General features: G+C 54.8%; 12 protein-coding genes. 10 read left to right on the top strand and 2 right to left on the bottom strand.

The window, feature by feature from the left end:
• Window positions 1-78 precede the first annotated feature (78 nt).
• The 4 genes from A3H92_06820 to A3H92_06805 are packed head-to-tail and all read left to right on the top strand — an operon-like array spanning window position 79 to window position 7211.
• A complete protein-coding gene (locus tag A3H92_06820) occupies window positions 79-1404 on the top strand; it encodes a phosphoadenosine phosphosulfate reductase (protein OHC73894.1) in 1326 nt (441 codons plus the stop codon).
• On the top strand, window positions 1401-3464 hold the full coding sequence (locus A3H92_06815) for a DNA sulfur modification protein DndD (GenBank protein ID OHC73893.1): 2064 nt from the start codon (window positions 1401-1403) through the stop codon (window positions 3462-3464). The genes A3H92_06820 and A3H92_06815 overlap by 4 nt, the downstream gene beginning before the upstream one ends.
• On the top strand, window positions 3457-4926 hold the full coding sequence (locus A3H92_06810; GenBank protein OHC73892.1) for a hypothetical protein: 1470 nt from the start codon (window positions 3457-3459) through the stop codon (window positions 4924-4926). The genes A3H92_06815 and A3H92_06810 overlap by 8 nt, the downstream gene beginning before the upstream one ends.
• A gap of 26 nt (window positions 4927-4952) precedes the next feature.
• The gene (locus A3H92_06805) at window positions 4953-7211 is read left to right on the top strand and encodes an adenylate cyclase (protein ID OHC73902.1); all 2259 of its coding nucleotides are present in this window, start codon (window positions 4953-4955) and stop codon (window positions 7209-7211) included.
• A gap of 5 nt (window positions 7212-7216) precedes the next feature.
• Here the strand turns inward: A3H92_06805 and A3H92_06800 are convergent, their stop codons facing one another.
• The gene (locus A3H92_06800) at window positions 7217-8047 is read right to left on the bottom strand and encodes an ABC transporter (protein ID OHC73891.1); all 831 of its coding nucleotides are present in this window, start codon (window positions 8045-8047) and stop codon (window positions 7217-7219) included.
• Between the two features lie 102 nt (window positions 8048-8149).
• Here A3H92_06800 and A3H92_06795 point away from each other — a divergent pair, with 102 nt between their 5' ends.
• The 4 genes from A3H92_06795 to A3H92_06780 all read left to right on the top strand — a co-directional run bounded on the left by A3H92_06795 (window position 8150) and on the right by A3H92_06780 (window position 12762).
• A complete protein-coding gene (locus tag A3H92_06795; protein ID OHC73901.1) occupies window positions 8150-9439 on the top strand; it encodes an AAA family ATPase in 1290 nt (429 codons plus the stop codon).
• Window positions 9436-10695 (top strand): potassium transporter, encoded by a 1260-nt coding sequence (locus A3H92_06790; protein ID OHC73890.1) that lies wholly within the window; start codon window positions 9436-9438, stop codon window positions 10693-10695. The genes A3H92_06795 and A3H92_06790 overlap by 4 nt, the downstream gene beginning before the upstream one ends.
• Window positions 10692-11687, top strand: coding sequence for an RNA pseudouridine synthase (locus A3H92_06785; protein ID OHC73889.1), 996 nt, complete (start codon window positions 10692-10694; stop codon window positions 11685-11687). The genes A3H92_06790 and A3H92_06785 overlap by 4 nt, the downstream gene beginning before the upstream one ends.
• A 127-nt stretch (window positions 11688-11814) precedes the next feature.
• Entirely contained in the window at window positions 11815-12762 is a 948-nt protein-coding gene (locus tag A3H92_06780; protein ID OHC73888.1) for a hypothetical protein, read from the top strand.
• On the opposite strand, the gene A3H92_06775 is transcribed toward A3H92_06780, so the two are convergent.
• Window positions 12759-13568 carry a hypothetical protein gene (locus A3H92_06775; protein ID OHC73887.1) on the bottom strand — a complete coding sequence of 270 codons (810 nt, stop codon included), beginning with the start codon at window positions 13566-13568 and terminating at the stop codon, window positions 12759-12761. The two genes, A3H92_06780 and A3H92_06775, sit on opposite strands and share 4 nt — an antisense overlap.
• A gap of 55 nt (window positions 13569-13623) precedes the next feature.
• On the opposite strand from A3H92_06775, the gene A3H92_06770 reads away from it, so the two are divergent.
• Both A3H92_06770 and A3H92_06765 read left to right on the top strand, forming a co-directional pair.
• A complete protein-coding gene (locus A3H92_06770; protein OHC73886.1) occupies window positions 13624-13845 on the top strand; it encodes a hypothetical protein in 222 nt (73 codons plus the stop codon).
• The gene (locus A3H92_06765) at window positions 13842-14123 is read left to right on the top strand and encodes a hypothetical protein (GenBank protein ID OHC73885.1); all 282 of its coding nucleotides are present in this window, start codon (window positions 13842-13844) and stop codon (window positions 14121-14123) included. Before A3H92_06770 ends, A3H92_06765 begins: the two co-directional genes overlap by 4 nt.
• Window positions 14124-14251: the final 128 nt, after the last annotated feature.

Raw genomic sequence — 14251 nt, 5'->3', positions numbered from 1 at the left:
CCCCCCCCGCCGCTCGCAGGAACGGAGCAATCAGGTAAGTACTATTTTTGTACAGCCCAACCTTATTTACAGGAAAAAATGTCCAAGCTTGCGGAAAAAATAGACGCAGAGCAACAGCTTAGCATTGCTACTAAAGATGCGCTCTATGAGGCCTATTTAGCGGATGGTCGGCCTTGGGTCATTGCTTATTCAGGGGGGAAAGATTCAACGCTAGTTTTACAGCTTGTATTTGAAGTCCTGATGGACCTTGGGGGTCAGGCGCGTAAGCCTGTTTATGTGATTTCTTCTGATACACAGGTCGAAGCACCAAACGTAGTGGGCTACGTTGAAGATGTCATGGACGCAATCCATACAAATGCTCTCGAACGGGGCTTGCCGGTTACTTGTCATCTAGTGAGGCCAAAGCTATCCGAAACATTTTGGGCTAAATTGATTGGCCGTGGCTATCCACCTCCTACCCGCTGGTTTCGTTGGTGCACAACCAATATGAAAATCAAACCTAGCAGACGCGAAATTGATAAAATTGTAGCTGAGCACGGAAGCGTTATTCTTTTGTTGGGGTCAAGAACGGCGGAGAGTTCGAGTCGAAAGCAGAGGATGGATGCTCGGCAAACTAATTTTCGCAACCTGAATACCCATCATGAGATCCCTAATGCTTTCGTATTAACCCCCATATCGACTTGGGGGAATGAAGATGTGTGGGAATATCTTTATGAAAATAATCCACCCCCGTGGGAACGATCCCACAATCAAATGTTAACTCTTTATCGCAAGGCAGTGGGAGGCGAGTGTCCAGTTGTTATGGATTTAAACACTCCATCTTGCGGCGGGAGTCGTTTTGGATGTTGGGTGTGCACGGTCGTAAAATTTGACCGGAGCATGGAAGGATTTATTGAGGCTGGTGAAGAATGGATGCGTCCCTTAGCTGACTTCCGGAATTGGTTAAAGGTATTTAGGGAGCAAGAAAGTGTCCGAATGAAGAGGCGAAGAGATGGCACTGTGGGGCCAGGGCCATTTACACCATTGGCTAGAGTAGAGATACTCAAACAGCTACTTGATGCGGAAGCCAAGGTTGGGGTACGACTTATAAGCGACGCAGAGATCGGGTACATTCAAAGTGTTTGGTCGTCTGAATTTGATCTAAAAGAGCAAGCCTTTTCGATTGCGGCTGGATTTAATCGCCAGATCGAAGGAAACGTAAAGATGTCCCTTGATGAAGATGCGGTCTCAATGCTGGAAGACATTGCTGCTGGAAGGGGGCTACCCCCTGATCTTGTTGGAAAGATTCTTGAGCTTGAGCCTCAGTATTCAAATCTTGATCGATGGGGGGCTAGGCCGGAACTGCGTCGCCAACTGGAGGACCTAATTAAGGTTGCTGAGTCTTGCGAGGCTAATGCGAAATGATTTTTCATCGAATAGTCCTTAACAATATCCTTTCTTATAAAGGCGAGAAAACGTTTGATCTCGTTCAATCCAAACCGGACAAGAGGCGACTGGTTCTTGTCTTGGGGCGAAATGGCTTTGGCAAGACAAGCTTACTCAATGCCATAAAACTATTATTTCTGGGTTCTGATGATAAAGGGTTACGTGGAGGAATGACGCGGGGCACGTATGTGCTTGGCGATGAAGATTCCCGGTGGTCAGGTATTATGAACAGTCAAGCGCGCAGAGAGGACGAAACGACTTGTTCTGTTCGCATAGAAATTGGTCCGCCGGAAAAAGTTGAGTTTATTGCTCAACGCAGTTGGAACCTGGAAGGAGACAGTTTCGGCCTTGAGAATGAAACTCTTGAGGTAGAAGTTGATGGACGAACTTTCGCAGGTGAGGCAGCAGAAACACGTCTAGATGAAATTTTGCCGAGAGAACTTGTGCCATTTTTTTTCTTTGATGGAGAAGAGATAAGGCACCTTGCGGAGGCATCCGATATCCATCGGGCTGATGCAATGGAGAGACTGCTTAGCCTTAGTTTTATCAATGGCGTTGAGGGAGAACTTGATGGTCTGATTAAAGCATGGCGCAGAGAGGAATTGCCTGAAGAAGTTCAGGCGAAGATTGCCGCTAAAGAGGGAGATCTTGAGACCCATGAAAAACTTATAGAGGCCATAAACAAAAAGGCCACCAGCCTTATATCGCAAAGGGATGAATTGAAGGAGACAGCCGAATCTATTTATCACAAAATGGACTCACTACGGAAAAGTGGTAGCCTTTTTGATACAGCAAGCTTGGACCGGCAAATTTCGGAGCTGGAATCTGAACTCCAGCGAGAACAAGACCGTTTGGCATATGCGCTTGCGGCAGATGCACCTCTGCTGGCAAACCCCGGCCTTGTTCGGGCTTGTTTGGATCCCCTACGTTCCTTAGTTGATCAAAAAAGCAAAGCTGCTGAATCAACCCTTACAACTTTATATGAGGTGCTTCCAAGCCGTCTTTTTGACGAACCTCCACAGCCACGTACAAACCTGTCAGATGATCAAAAGCGTTTTTTCCAAAACAAGCTCAAGAGTATTCTGGATACGTTTGGGTTACATGATGAGGATACTGACAGCATCATTGAAGGCCTAGATTTGATTCGATCCCGCAGCCTCCTTGATCAGTTTTTGGGGATTAACAACAGCATTAAAGCAATTAGGGAAGAACGAGCACGTCAACTAAAGGAAATTAGCCGTAAAAAGATGCAGCTAGAGGACAAGAGAGCAGAGCGGAGGGAATCTCAGTATGGCTCATCGGAAGCTGCTGGACAGTATAAGCAGCTAGAGACAGAATCTGCGGACGTTCATCAGCAAATTGGGAAATTGGAAGCGGAAATATCCGGCAAGAACGAACATCGTCAACTGAAGACTGATGAAATTCAGGATATTGAGAAACATATCAAGGAGCTTGAACGCCAAGTTTGTGACGCAGGGAAAGCAGGTAAACGGCTGAGCATTGCAATTGGATTGAAGAAATCATTTGAGGAATATCGCCGCCAAAGGCGTGAAGCGAAACGTAAAAAAATCGAAGAAACAATCAATACTCATTTCAAATGTCTTATGTCAGGCCACCGATTAATTGATGAGATCAAAGTAGACAATGATTTTTATCTGACGTTTTTTGATCGTTCCGGAAATCAAATTGGACACTCAACTATTTCCCATGGAATGCGCCAGCTTGCTGTTACGGCAATGCTATGGGCTTTAAAGGATGTATCAGGGAAATCTCTGCCTATCATTGTCGATACGCCATTAGCCCGGATTGATCGTGAGAACCAAGAAAACCTATTGTTAAATTATTATCCAAACGCTGCTGAGCAAGTGCTTATTTTGGCAACGGATTCCGAGATTGATAAACGCAAGTTCGAATTAATAATTTCTCAAGTTGATCGAGTTTACAGGCTTGATAATCCGGATGGACAAACCACATCTCCGGTTCAAATTAGCGGCACGGATTATCAAAGCATTAGTTGGGAGGCCGTGATCAATGGCTAAAATCTATATTCCCTCTGTTGACGAGCAATTTATTCGCACACTTCAGGATAAAGGTTTAGGCGTCCCAATGGCTCCACATTGGATTGTCGCGCGAATAGCTTTAGCTCGTTCCCTCCAACTGCCGCGTTTTCCCGATAAGGAATTGTCTAAACCGGTAACGAAAGAGCGCGGGTTTGAAATTCATATGGAGCAGCTTACTGGAGAAAATACAGCAAATCCTGATGCCGTAGACTATACGGATGCGTTTAAGTTGCTTCTCTCGAACTATCATCAAGAGGACCTTTTCTCCAACAGGCCAAGATTTATTGAGCTTTTACAGCGTCATATCCAACGTGGGATGGGGGAGATAAAAGCGTCTTGGCGTGAAGGGAATGATTTCCATGATTACCTCTTTCAGGAACTTTTCTTCGAATGGTCTGTAGATGGGCCAACAAGCCCGGAAGATACTCATAACCGGATAAGGCGTGCACTCGGTGAAATTGGCGTAAATGCAACCATCGACGAAATTAAGGAAGGTCCAAGGCTCACAAGATATGTTCTTCATCTAGCGAGTTCATCTGACTTGGATCGCCTTAAGAAGGGGGTTGATAAGATTCCGTTTGAGATCGGCATCAAGCAGGCAGTAACTCTCCAGGCAACGTCTGGAGTAAGACGGATTGCTCTTGATGTCCCACGTCCCGAGCGAGAGTGGAAGCCCGTTGAAGGAGCAATGATCCCAAGCTGGATCAAAGGAGCAGAGGGAGGATTGCCTGTTAGTCCCGGAACAGATGTTTTAGGTAATCCGATTGTCTTCGATTTGGCGGAAACACCGCATCTCTTTGTGGCGGGAACGACGGGTAGCGGTAAGAGTGTTTGCCTCCATTCGATATTATTATCTCTTCTTTCATCAGGGAAAAACGTTTCACTGGCTCTTCTCGATCCCAAAGGAGGTGTTGAATTTGCAGCCTATGAAAGCTGCAAGAATCTATGGGGTGGGAGTGTAGTAAAGGATGTTGCCGATAGTGCTGAGGCACTCTCTGGGCTGATTAACGAAATGGAGCGAAGGCAAAAAGAGTTTGCGAAACTTGGCGTGAAGAAACTCAGTGAGGCTCAAAAGAAAGGCTCTGATCTACCGAGTATTGTGGTTGTTATTGATGAGTTGGCAGACTTGCTGATGCAACGGCCAGAAGTGGAGGGAGTTCTTGATCGGCTGGCTCAAAAAGCAAGATTTGTTGGCATTCACCTTGTTCTTGCTACCCAGCGCCCGGATGCAAAGACTTTCACAGGGATACTTAGGACAAATGTGCCAAGCCGGATCGCCTTAACAGTTCAAAAAAGCCAGGAATCAAAAATCATCCTCGACGAAATCGGGGCTGAGAAACTCCTCATGCGTGGGGATATGTTGATTAGGTTGGCAGGAAAAGAAACCGTTCGTGCTCACGGGGCGCGTGTTGAACAAGGCGATATTCGGGCATGGCTGTAACAAGAGATTAGAAATGGCTTTTGGTAATGGCTAGAATCGGCAAATTCCTGCGAAAGGCTTTCGGCGTTGACCGGCTGATGGCGTTGGCCCTGCTCGCCGGGTTCGTTTTTCTGTATGTTTCCAACCCCTATCCGGTCGATTACCTGCGTCTCAAGACGTTTGATTTCTATCAGAAGCTGAAGCCCCGCGAGATTCCGCCGCCGGCGCAAAAGCCGGTGACCATCATCGACCTTGACGAGGACAGCCTGGCCGAGATCGGGCAATGGCCGTGGCCGCGCAATGTTGTCTCCCGGCTTGTCGCCAACCTGATGCAAATGGGCGCCGCCATCGTCGCTTTCGACATTGTTTTTGCCGAGCCTGACAGGATGAATCCGTCCGATGTCGCCGACGCCGTTTATGGGCTGGACGATCAGACCAGGGATAAATTGCGCTCGCTGAAAGGCAACGATCAGGCCTTTGCCGACGTAATCAAGGAAAGCCGGGTGGTGCTGGGGCAGGCCGGCTATTGGGAGGAAAGAAAAATCAAGGCCGGGCCGCCGGTGAAGAAGTCGGTCGCCGTCAAAGGCAAAAGCCCCAATAACTTTCTTCCCAGGTTCAAGTCCCTGGTCCGCAACGTGCCGGTGATCGAGGAAGCGGCGGCCAAGGCGCGCTCCGGCGGTCACGGCATTTTCTCGCTGGTGCCGGAGCCGGACGGCATCGTCAGGCGGGTGCCGACACTTTTCAATTATGACGACAACCTTTATCCGTCTCTTGCCGTCGAGATGTTGCGTCTGGCCTTTCAGAGCCAGACTATCCTCGTTGAGGCCAGCGACATCGGCGTGAAGGATGTCAAGGTCGCGTCAAAAAAGGCCTTTCCTCCTGACGGATTATCCCTGCCCACGGATAAAGAGGGGCGCGTCTGGCCCTATTTCTCGAAAAGCGACAAGGCCAAGTATGTTTCCGCCCGCGAAATCCTTGCCGGAACCGCCGACCCGGCGTTGATCAAGGGCAAGATGACCATTATCGGCACCTCGGCGGTGGGATTGCTGGATATCCGGGCGACGCCGGTTGATCCGGTGATTCCCGGCGTGGAAGTCCATGTCCAGTTGATCGAGGCGGCGCTGACCGGCCAATACCTGTCCAGGCCCAACTTCACCAACGGCGCCGAGTTGATCCTCATCGTCTTCGGCGGTTTGCTGATGGTGTGGCTGGTGCCACGGCTGGGCGCCAAGTGGACGTTGATGTTGCTTCTGGTTCTGGCAAGCGGCGCCGCAGGCGCGTCCTGGTATTTTTTCAGCGAAAAGCGGATTCTGTTTGACGCCGGCTTCGCCATTATCTCCATTCTCGGCCTTTATATCCTGATGACCTACACCAGCTACGCCAGGGAAGAGGCCCAGCGCCGCCAGACCCGCGACGCCTTCTCCAAATATCTGTCGCCGGCGATGGTCGAGAAGGTGGCCGGCGATCCCAGCCAACTCAAGCTGGGCGGCGACAAACGCGACATGACCCTGCTGTTCTGCGACGTGCGCGGTTTCACCACCATTTCCGAGCAGTTTGACGCGGTGGGCCTTACCGCCTTGATCAATAAGCTGCTGACGCCGCTGACCAACGTCATTCTCAGCAATCAGGGAACCGTCGACAAGTATATGGGCGACTGCATCATGGCGTTCTGGAACGCGCCGCTGGACGACGCCAAACATGCCCGCAACGGCTGCCTGTCGGCGCTCGGCATGCTGGCGGCGATGGGGCCGCTCAACACCCGGCTGGAGGCGGAGGCCAAGGCGGAGGGCCGCAAGCATATTCCGCTCAAGGTCGGCGCGGGCCTTAATTCCGGCGAATGCGTGGTCGGCAACATGGGGTCGGATCAGCGTTTTGACTATTCGGTGCTGGGCGATACCGTGAATCTGGCGTCGCGGCTTGAAGGCCAGTCCAAGTCCTACGGCGTCGATATCGTTATCGGCAACGCCACCCGCGACCGTGCGCCCGAAATGGCCTCCATCGAACTGGACTTCATCCAGGTCAAGGGCAAGACGACCGGGATTCATATTTTCGCGCTGATGGGCGACGAGACGGTTGCCGGGCAAAAGGAATTCCAGGCGCTCAAGTTCGCCACCGAAAAGATGATTAAATGCTATCGCGCCCAGGATTGGACCAATGCCCGCGAATGCCTTGAATTATGCCGGGGCCTGGTGGGTAATTTCAAGATCAGCGGCCTGTATGACCTCTATGAGGAACGCATCGCCGAATACGAGAAAAATCCGCCTCCCGCCGACTGGAACGGCGTCTTTATCGCCACCTCCAAGTAGGACTTTTATACCGGTCCCTGTATTTTTTGCCCCTGTTGCAGCGCGGGCATAAGATTGAAGTAAGGGCGGATGTAGGGGGAGTCAGACCTCTCGAATTCATCCAGCGACCCGTCAAAATAAACCCGGCCCTGATGAATCATCACCGTGCGCGGCCTGAGGCGGATCAGCAGGTCCTTGTCGTGGGTGATGATTACCGTCGTGCGGCCCGGTCGGCCGGCGTGGGTGGCGACAATAAGGTCATGTATTTGCAGGGAGGTGGTCGGGTCCAGCCCGGTGGTCGGTTCGTCATAAAAGATGACGGCGGGCTTCATCGCCAGCGCCCGGGCGACCGCCAGACGTTTGGCCATGCCGCCGGACAGGTCGTGTACGTCAAGATCAAGGAAGTCATCGCCTGAATCCAGGCCCACCGAGACCAACACCGAGCGGGCAATCGACTTGATCTCGCGCCTGTTAAGGTTTCTCACCTCGCTCAGCCACAGGGCGATGTTGTCATACACCGTCCCGGAGAACAGGGCGTTCTTCTGAAAAACCACGCCCCAATGCATGCAGATATGGTCAAGCTGATTGGAGGTGAGTTGCGAAATGTCAACCAGCCCTTCGCCTGAGGAGTCATGATCGGCGACGAGCACGCGCCCATGATCCGCCGTCAGCAGCCCAAGAATATGATTCAATAAAACCGTCTTGCCGCAACCCGAGCCGCCGACAACGGCGATGATGTCGCCCCGGTAAATAGTCAGATCAATCCCCCGCAAGGCGTGATTGGCGCCGAACGACTTGCCCAGCCCGTCGATTTTAATCTCGACGGCCCCCGATTGGTTTGGCGCCTGTTCATTCATGCTCCGAGAATACATAAATCAGGAGCGTTCGCCCATAAATTCAAGCGCCTTGCCGTTGTAAATGGACTTGCAAAGGTCGGCGGGGAGTGTCTTTGTTTGCGTGTGAGTACGCTGTTTGAATCCCAGGCTCCCCGCCCCCTGGCCGATCGCCTGCGTCCGAAAGCGCTGGATGAGGTGGTGGGGCAGGAGCATCTGCTGGGGACCGATGGTCCGTTGGGGCGCATGGCGGCTTCAGGACGGGTGTCCTCGATCCTGCTGTGGGGACCGCCGGGGTCGGGCAAGACGACCATCGCCCGCCTGCTGGCCGAGCGCACCGATCTGCATTTTGAGCCGTTGTCCGCCGTGTTCTCCGGCGTCGCCGATCTGCGCAAGGTATTCGAGGCGGCGCGCAAGCGGCGCGGCATGGGGCTGGGAACTTTGCTGTTCATCGACGAAATCCATCGTTTCAACCGCGCCCAGCAGGACGGGTTTCTGCCTTACGTCGAAGACGGCACGGTGATTCTGGTCGGCGCCACCACCGAGAACCCGTCGTTCGAGTTGAACGCGGCGCTGTTGTCGCGCTGTCAGGTTTTGGTGCTTAACCGTCTGGACGACGAGGCGTTGGAGGCGTTGCTCAGGCGCGCCGAGGCCGAGGTCGGCAAGAGCCTGCCTGTCAATGCCGACGCCAGGGCGGCGTTGCGCGCCATGGCTGACGGCGACGGGCGGTATCTGTTCAACATGGCCGAGGATATTTTCAGCCTGCCGCCCGAGCCGGCGCTGGACATCGCCGCCCTGACCGTCGCCGTGCAAAAACGCATGCCGCTGTATGACAAATCCCGAGACGGACACTTCAATCTTATCAGCGCCCTCCACAAGTCGCTGCGCGGCTCCGACACCGACGCCGCGCTGTACTGGTTTGCGCGGATGATCGCCGGCGGCGAAGACCCCCGCTATATCGCCCGCCGGTTGCTGCGTTTCGCCGTCGAGGATGTCGGACTGGCCGACCCGGACGCGCTGCCCCAGGCCGTTGCCGCCTGGGAAGCCTACGAGCGTTTAGGCTCGCCGGAGGGAGAATTGGCGCTGGTGCAGTTGATCGTCTATCTGGGCTGCGCGCCCAAGTCCAACGCCGCCTACAAAGCCGAGAAAGCGGCGATGAAGACGGCCGGGGAAACCGGCTCGCTGTCGCCGCCCAAGCATATCCTCAACGCCCCGACCGGCCTGATGAAGAATCTCGGCTACGGCGACGGATATGTTTATGATCACGATGTCGAGGACGGGTTTTCCGGCCAAAACTACTTCCCCGACGGCATGGAGCGCCGCCGCTTTTACACGCCCAGGGATCGCGGCTTTGAACGCGAGATCGCCAAGCGCATCGCCTACTGGGACAAGCTGAGGAACAAGGGGAAAGAATGATCGTCGATCTGGCCCAACTGCTGATTTTCGGCATCATCGTCGATTGGGCGTTCCGCAAGCTGTCCGTTCCCGGTGTGATCGGCATGCTGCTGCTCGGAACGGCCTTCGGGCCGCACCTGCTGAACCGGATAAATCCGGAGCTGCTGACGGCGTCGGGCGACCTGCGCATGCTCGCCCTTGTGGTCATTTTGCTGAGAGCCGGGTTCGAGTTGAGCAAAAAGACCCTGAACAAGGTGGGAGGCCGGGTGGCGCTGCTGTCCGTCGTCCCGGCGCTCATGGAAGGCGCCGCCGTCACCGTGCTGGGGCCGCCGTTGCTGGGACTCACCACCATGGAGTCGGCGGTGTTAGGCTCGGTGCTGGCGGCGGTGTCGCCGGCGGTGGTGGTGCCGATGATGATCGGTTTCATCGGGCGCGGCATGGGCGCCGCCAAGGGCATCCCGACGATGGTGCTGGCGGCGTCGGCTCTCGACAACGGTTTTGTCATCGTTGTTTACAGCGCCCTTGTCGGCATCCTCACCGGGCAGAGCGTCAATATCGCCTGGAAGCTGGCCGGCATCCCCATGGCCATTGCGCTGGGTATCGGGGTCGGGCTGATAGCGGGACTGGCGCTGTTTCATCTGTTCAGCCGCTTTAATCCCCGCGCCACCAAGCGGGTGCTGGTGATTCTGGCGCTGTCGGTGATCCTGGCGCATATCGAGCATCTGATCGCCGGGCGGGTTCCTTTCGCCGCTTTGCCGGCGATCATGGCGATCGGCTTTATCATCCTTGAAAAAGACGAACATATGGCTCACGAACTTTCCGTCAGATTCGGCAAGATTTGGGTTTTCGCCGAGATCGTGCTGTTCACCCTGGTCGGCACCCAGGTCAATATCGACGCGGCGCTGAAGGCGGGAATGATCGGGGCGGCGGCGCTGATTGCCGGCGGTCTGGCGGCGCGCTCTCTCGGCGTTCGGCTGTGCCTCATCGGTAGCGGCCTGAACCGGGGAGAGCGTCTGTTCGTGGTGGTTTCCTATATTCCCAAGGCGACGGTGCAGGCGGCCATCGGCGGCGGAGCGATGCTGGTCATGGCGGCGGCGGGGATGGATACCGGACCCGGCGAGATCATTCTGGCGGTCGCCGTTTTCAGCATCCTGCTGACCGCGCCGCTGGGGGCGTTGGCCATCGCCTTTACCGGCGAGCGAACGCTGGAGACGACGGATTCGCCCTTTGACGACGCCCGCGCCGCCGCTATCGAGAGCGAGGGAGACGCGCAATGAGCGACGTTAGAGCCGAAGAAATATCCGAAGCAGACGCCGGCCTGCGGCTGGACCGCTGGTTCAAGCGGCATTTCCCGCAACTGACCCACGGTCGTCTGCAAAAATTGCTGCGCACCGGGCAGGTTCGGGTGGACGGCAAACGCATCAAGGCCGGCTTCAGGCTTGAGGCGGGCCAGCATATCCGCGTGCCTCCCTTAAGCGCCGACGAAGGGGAACCCGGACAGGACAAGGCGATGAAAGTCAGCGCTGCCGATGCCGGGGCGGTGCGGTCGATGGTCCTTTATCGCGACGATCACGTCATCGTTCTTAACAAGCCGCCGGGGCTGGCGGTGCAGGGCGGAACCAAGACGGCGCGTCACCTGGACGGCATGCTGGACGCCTTGCGCTTCGGCTCTGACGAAAGGCCGAGGCTGGTGCATCGGCTGGACAAAGACACCTCCGGCGTATTGCTGTTGGCCCGCAATGCCGCCTCCGCCGCCAAGCTGGCCGCCGCTTTTAAATCCAAAACGGCGCGCAAGCTGTATTGGGCAGCGGTTGTCGGCGTGCCGCACCCGCCGGAAGGCCGCATCAACTTGCCGTTGGCCAAGATATCGGGCGCCAAGGGCGAGCGGATGATGACCGGGTCAAGCGAAGGTAAGGCGGCGGAAACCCTGTACAGGGTTGTCGAACATATAGGAAAAAAAGCGGCATGGCTGGTCCTTGCGCCGTTAACCGGAAGAACCCACCAGTTGCGCGCTCATTGCGCCGCGCTGGGAACGCCCATTCTCGGCGATGGAAAGTACGGCGGGGCGGCGGCTTTTTTCGCCGGGGATGAAGCATCGGGCAAGCCCCACCTGCACGCCCGCTCCATATGTATTCCTCACCCGAACGGCGGCGTCCTGGAAGTCGTCGCGCCGCTACCCGTCCACATGAAGGAAACCTGGAACCATCTGGGGTTCAGCAGTGACGATGAGGCGGACAAGCAGGCCGCCGACGGCTTAAAAAACTTATAATTATTCAAACTACTGTGATCCCCGTCACACTTGCGGGCTATTTTACGATGGTAAGGTTCTTGTCAGTAGGACGCTAATGGATCGTGGACGTGAAGAGGGGGGTGCCTTGGCTAAAGTCAGTTACGAAATGGCGAATGTTCTTCTGGTTGAGCCGAGAGCGGAGGTGCGCTCCGAGATAAAGGAGGCCTTGGTTTCGCTGGGATTTAATAATATTACCGAAACCGGCAACATGAGAGGGGCGCGTGACGTTTTCATGGAGATGGACGTCCATCTTGTCGTCGGCGAGTCCACCCTGCCCGAAGGCGACCTCGGCGAATTGATCCGTCAGGTGCGGCACCAGGAAATCAGCAGCAGCCCCTTTGTCGTTGCCGTGGCGATAATTTCTCAGATGGATCGGGCTAAAGCCGCCATTGACGCCGGCAATGACGACGTGTTGTTAAGGCCGTTCACGACGGAAAAATTGAAAGAGCGCATCCTGAACCTGACTAAATCCCGCAAGAAATTTGTCGTAACCACCGAATACATCGGGCCTGACCGTCGCAACAGGCCGGCAACCGAGGGCCTTCAAATCCCGAGAATTGACGTTCCCAATCCGCTGCAAATAAATTTCAGCAGCAAGGCCGGGGTCAGAGAAATGCAGATCGCCTCAAAAAGGGCCTTGGCTATTGTCAATAAACAAAAAGTGGAGCGGCATGTCTTTCAGGTTAACTGGCTTATGGAACGCATTGTCCCCAAGCTCAGAGATAAAAAGGATAATTCTGCCGAAGACCTGCTGGGCAGGTTGTATTGGGTGTCAAGGGACCTGGCGCGGCGGATTGCCCTTACCGACTATGTCTATGCTACCTATTTGAGCAATACCCTGGTCAGCATTGTCGATGAAATCGTTCAGTCTCCCGACCTCGTTGATGAAAAAGAGGTGGAGTTGATGGAAAAAATAGCACAGACGCTGATGAACTTCTGTTCGCCCGGTCGTGGCGTCGTAGCGCCGGAAGAACCGAAGAAGGTCAACATTCCGGTTAGCAATCCGGCTATCGTTGCCTGTTCGCCGGAAGCCGGCTTGGGGCTTCCTCATTAGTTGTCGCGTCTTAACAAGCAATAGGCAAAGACAAAAAACAACCCGGCAAGCCCGAAAAGGATGGCGCTGTTGTCACGCAGCGCCCGTGTGACTTTTTGGCCTATGCCGGGAGCGGCGACGATGCCCTTGGGCCAGGCGACGGCGATGGTCATTCCTTCGCCGGGTTGAAGTGGGCCGGCGGCGGCGAAGGTGACATTGCCCTGCCTGTCGGCACCGATCATAACATTCTGATTCTTGGCGTTTCCCCGGCCGGTAAAGGCATCCTGTTGAACCACATAGGCGCCGGGCGGCAGTTCGACTATCGCCCTGGCGTTTTCTATAACAAAGCCCCATTGATCGCCGGTGATATTCCGGTAAAGCTCGTCGAAGTCGTCGGAGTAGCTGATCAGGCGATCGGCGGCGTATTTAAGGGTGTAGACATAAACGCCCGGCTTTAACGTATCCTCCTTTCCTCCCAGATAGACTCGTTTGCCGTCGGCGGTGGACTCAATGCGGTAGTCTTCGCTCCTGCCGTCCCTTAGCGCCTCCAGCACTTGAAGGCCGCTCTTTACCGTGTTTCCGAAGTGATCCTTGTAAGCCGCCGGGAAGTCGCGGCGAATGCCGCGCCCTGAGCCGGACGCCTTGATGGTCTCGGTGATTATTACCGTCGCGTCGGCGTTGATTGAAATGCGGCTTTCAAATTCGAGAATCCTCCCGTCATTTGCCTGGGCGATTCCTGCCGCCGGCAACGCGACAAGCAGAACAAGGCTGTGGAGAATACGTTTCATGGTCAGCCGAACATATGATACCTTTGCCGTCTTGTCCAAGTGAGAGCAAAACTTGTGGCTCGACGTTTTGCGTCTGTTGCGATATGATCGGCCCATGAACAAAATGCTCGAACGCGCCATTGCCCAGGCTGTTTGTCTGCCCGAGGACGAGCAGGAGACCCTTGCCTCTCTGATGATGGAAGAGATGGAGAGTGAGCGCGCATGGGATGAGAGTCTCGCCAAATCCGAGAACAAGCTCGCCGAATTGGCAAGACAAGCCAAGGCGCAGCACACTCGGGGCGAAACCACGCCGTTGGTTTTTCCGGCAGACAAATGATCTCGTACGCCACGCCTGATTTCTGGGCGTGTTTTAACCAGCTTCCCAAGCAAATTCAGGCCAAGGCGAAAGCCGCCTACGCTGTGTGGGATACCGATCCCCGCCATCCCGGCCTGCACTTTAAGCCCCTGCCATCGGCGGGCGAGGATGTCTGGTCGGTGCGTATCGGCATTCATTGGCGTGCTCTCGGCACGAAGACCGGAAACGAAATGATCTGGTTCTGGATTGGCCCCCACGCCGAATATAACCATTTGATCAGCCGGCGCCGCCCCACATGAGCGTTGGATGTATTTTGATGGTCTCGGTGATTAGTCCCCTGTTAAAAACTCCGAACGCCCTTGATTTGCCGAGTGGTTTTAGCGATTTGACGTAGTCGGATTTGCAAGAAATCGTATTTTTTCGGCTG

The organism is Rhodospirillales bacterium RIFCSPLOWO2_02_FULL_58_16 (assembly GCA_001830425.1).
Taxonomy (GTDB): domain Bacteria; phylum Pseudomonadota; class Alphaproteobacteria; order Rhodospirillales; family 2-02-FULL-58-16; genus 2-02-FULL-58-16.
The sequence above is the reverse complement of the archived record's forward strand: the minus strand, read 5'-3'. Positions and strand labels throughout refer to the sequence as shown.

Excerpts from the sequence above, each read along its gene's own strand:
- A3H92_06820 (OHC73894.1), top strand. The coding sequence starts at position 79 with ATGTCCAAGCTTGCGGAAAAAATAGACGCAGAGCAACAGCTTAGCATT.
- A3H92_06815 (OHC73893.1), top strand. The coding sequence starts at position 1,401 with ATGATTTTTCATCGAATAGTCCTTAACAATATCCTTTCTTATAAAGGC.
- A3H92_06810 (OHC73892.1), top strand. The coding sequence starts at position 3,457 with ATGGCTAAAATCTATATTCCCTCTGTTGACGAGCAATTTATTCGCACA.
- A3H92_06805 (OHC73902.1), top strand. The coding sequence starts at position 4,953 with ATGGCTAGAATCGGCAAATTCCTGCGAAAGGCTTTCGGCGTTGACCGG.
- A3H92_06800 (OHC73891.1), bottom strand. The coding sequence starts at position 8,047 with ATGAATGAACAGGCGCCAAACCAATCGGGGGCCGTCGAGATTAAAATC.
- A3H92_06790 (OHC73890.1), top strand. The coding sequence starts at position 9,436 with ATGATCGTCGATCTGGCCCAACTGCTGATTTTCGGCATCATCGTCGAT.
- A3H92_06785 (OHC73889.1), top strand. The coding sequence starts at position 10,692 with ATGAGCGACGTTAGAGCCGAAGAAATATCCGAAGCAGACGCCGGCCTG.
- A3H92_06780 (OHC73888.1), top strand. The coding sequence starts at position 11,815 with ATGGCGAATGTTCTTCTGGTTGAGCCGAGAGCGGAGGTGCGCTCCGAG.
- A3H92_06770 (OHC73886.1), top strand. The coding sequence starts at position 13,624 with ATGAACAAAATGCTCGAACGCGCCATTGCCCAGGCTGTTTGTCTGCCC.
- A3H92_06765 (OHC73885.1), top strand. The coding sequence starts at position 13,842 with ATGATCTCGTACGCCACGCCTGATTTCTGGGCGTGTTTTAACCAGCTT.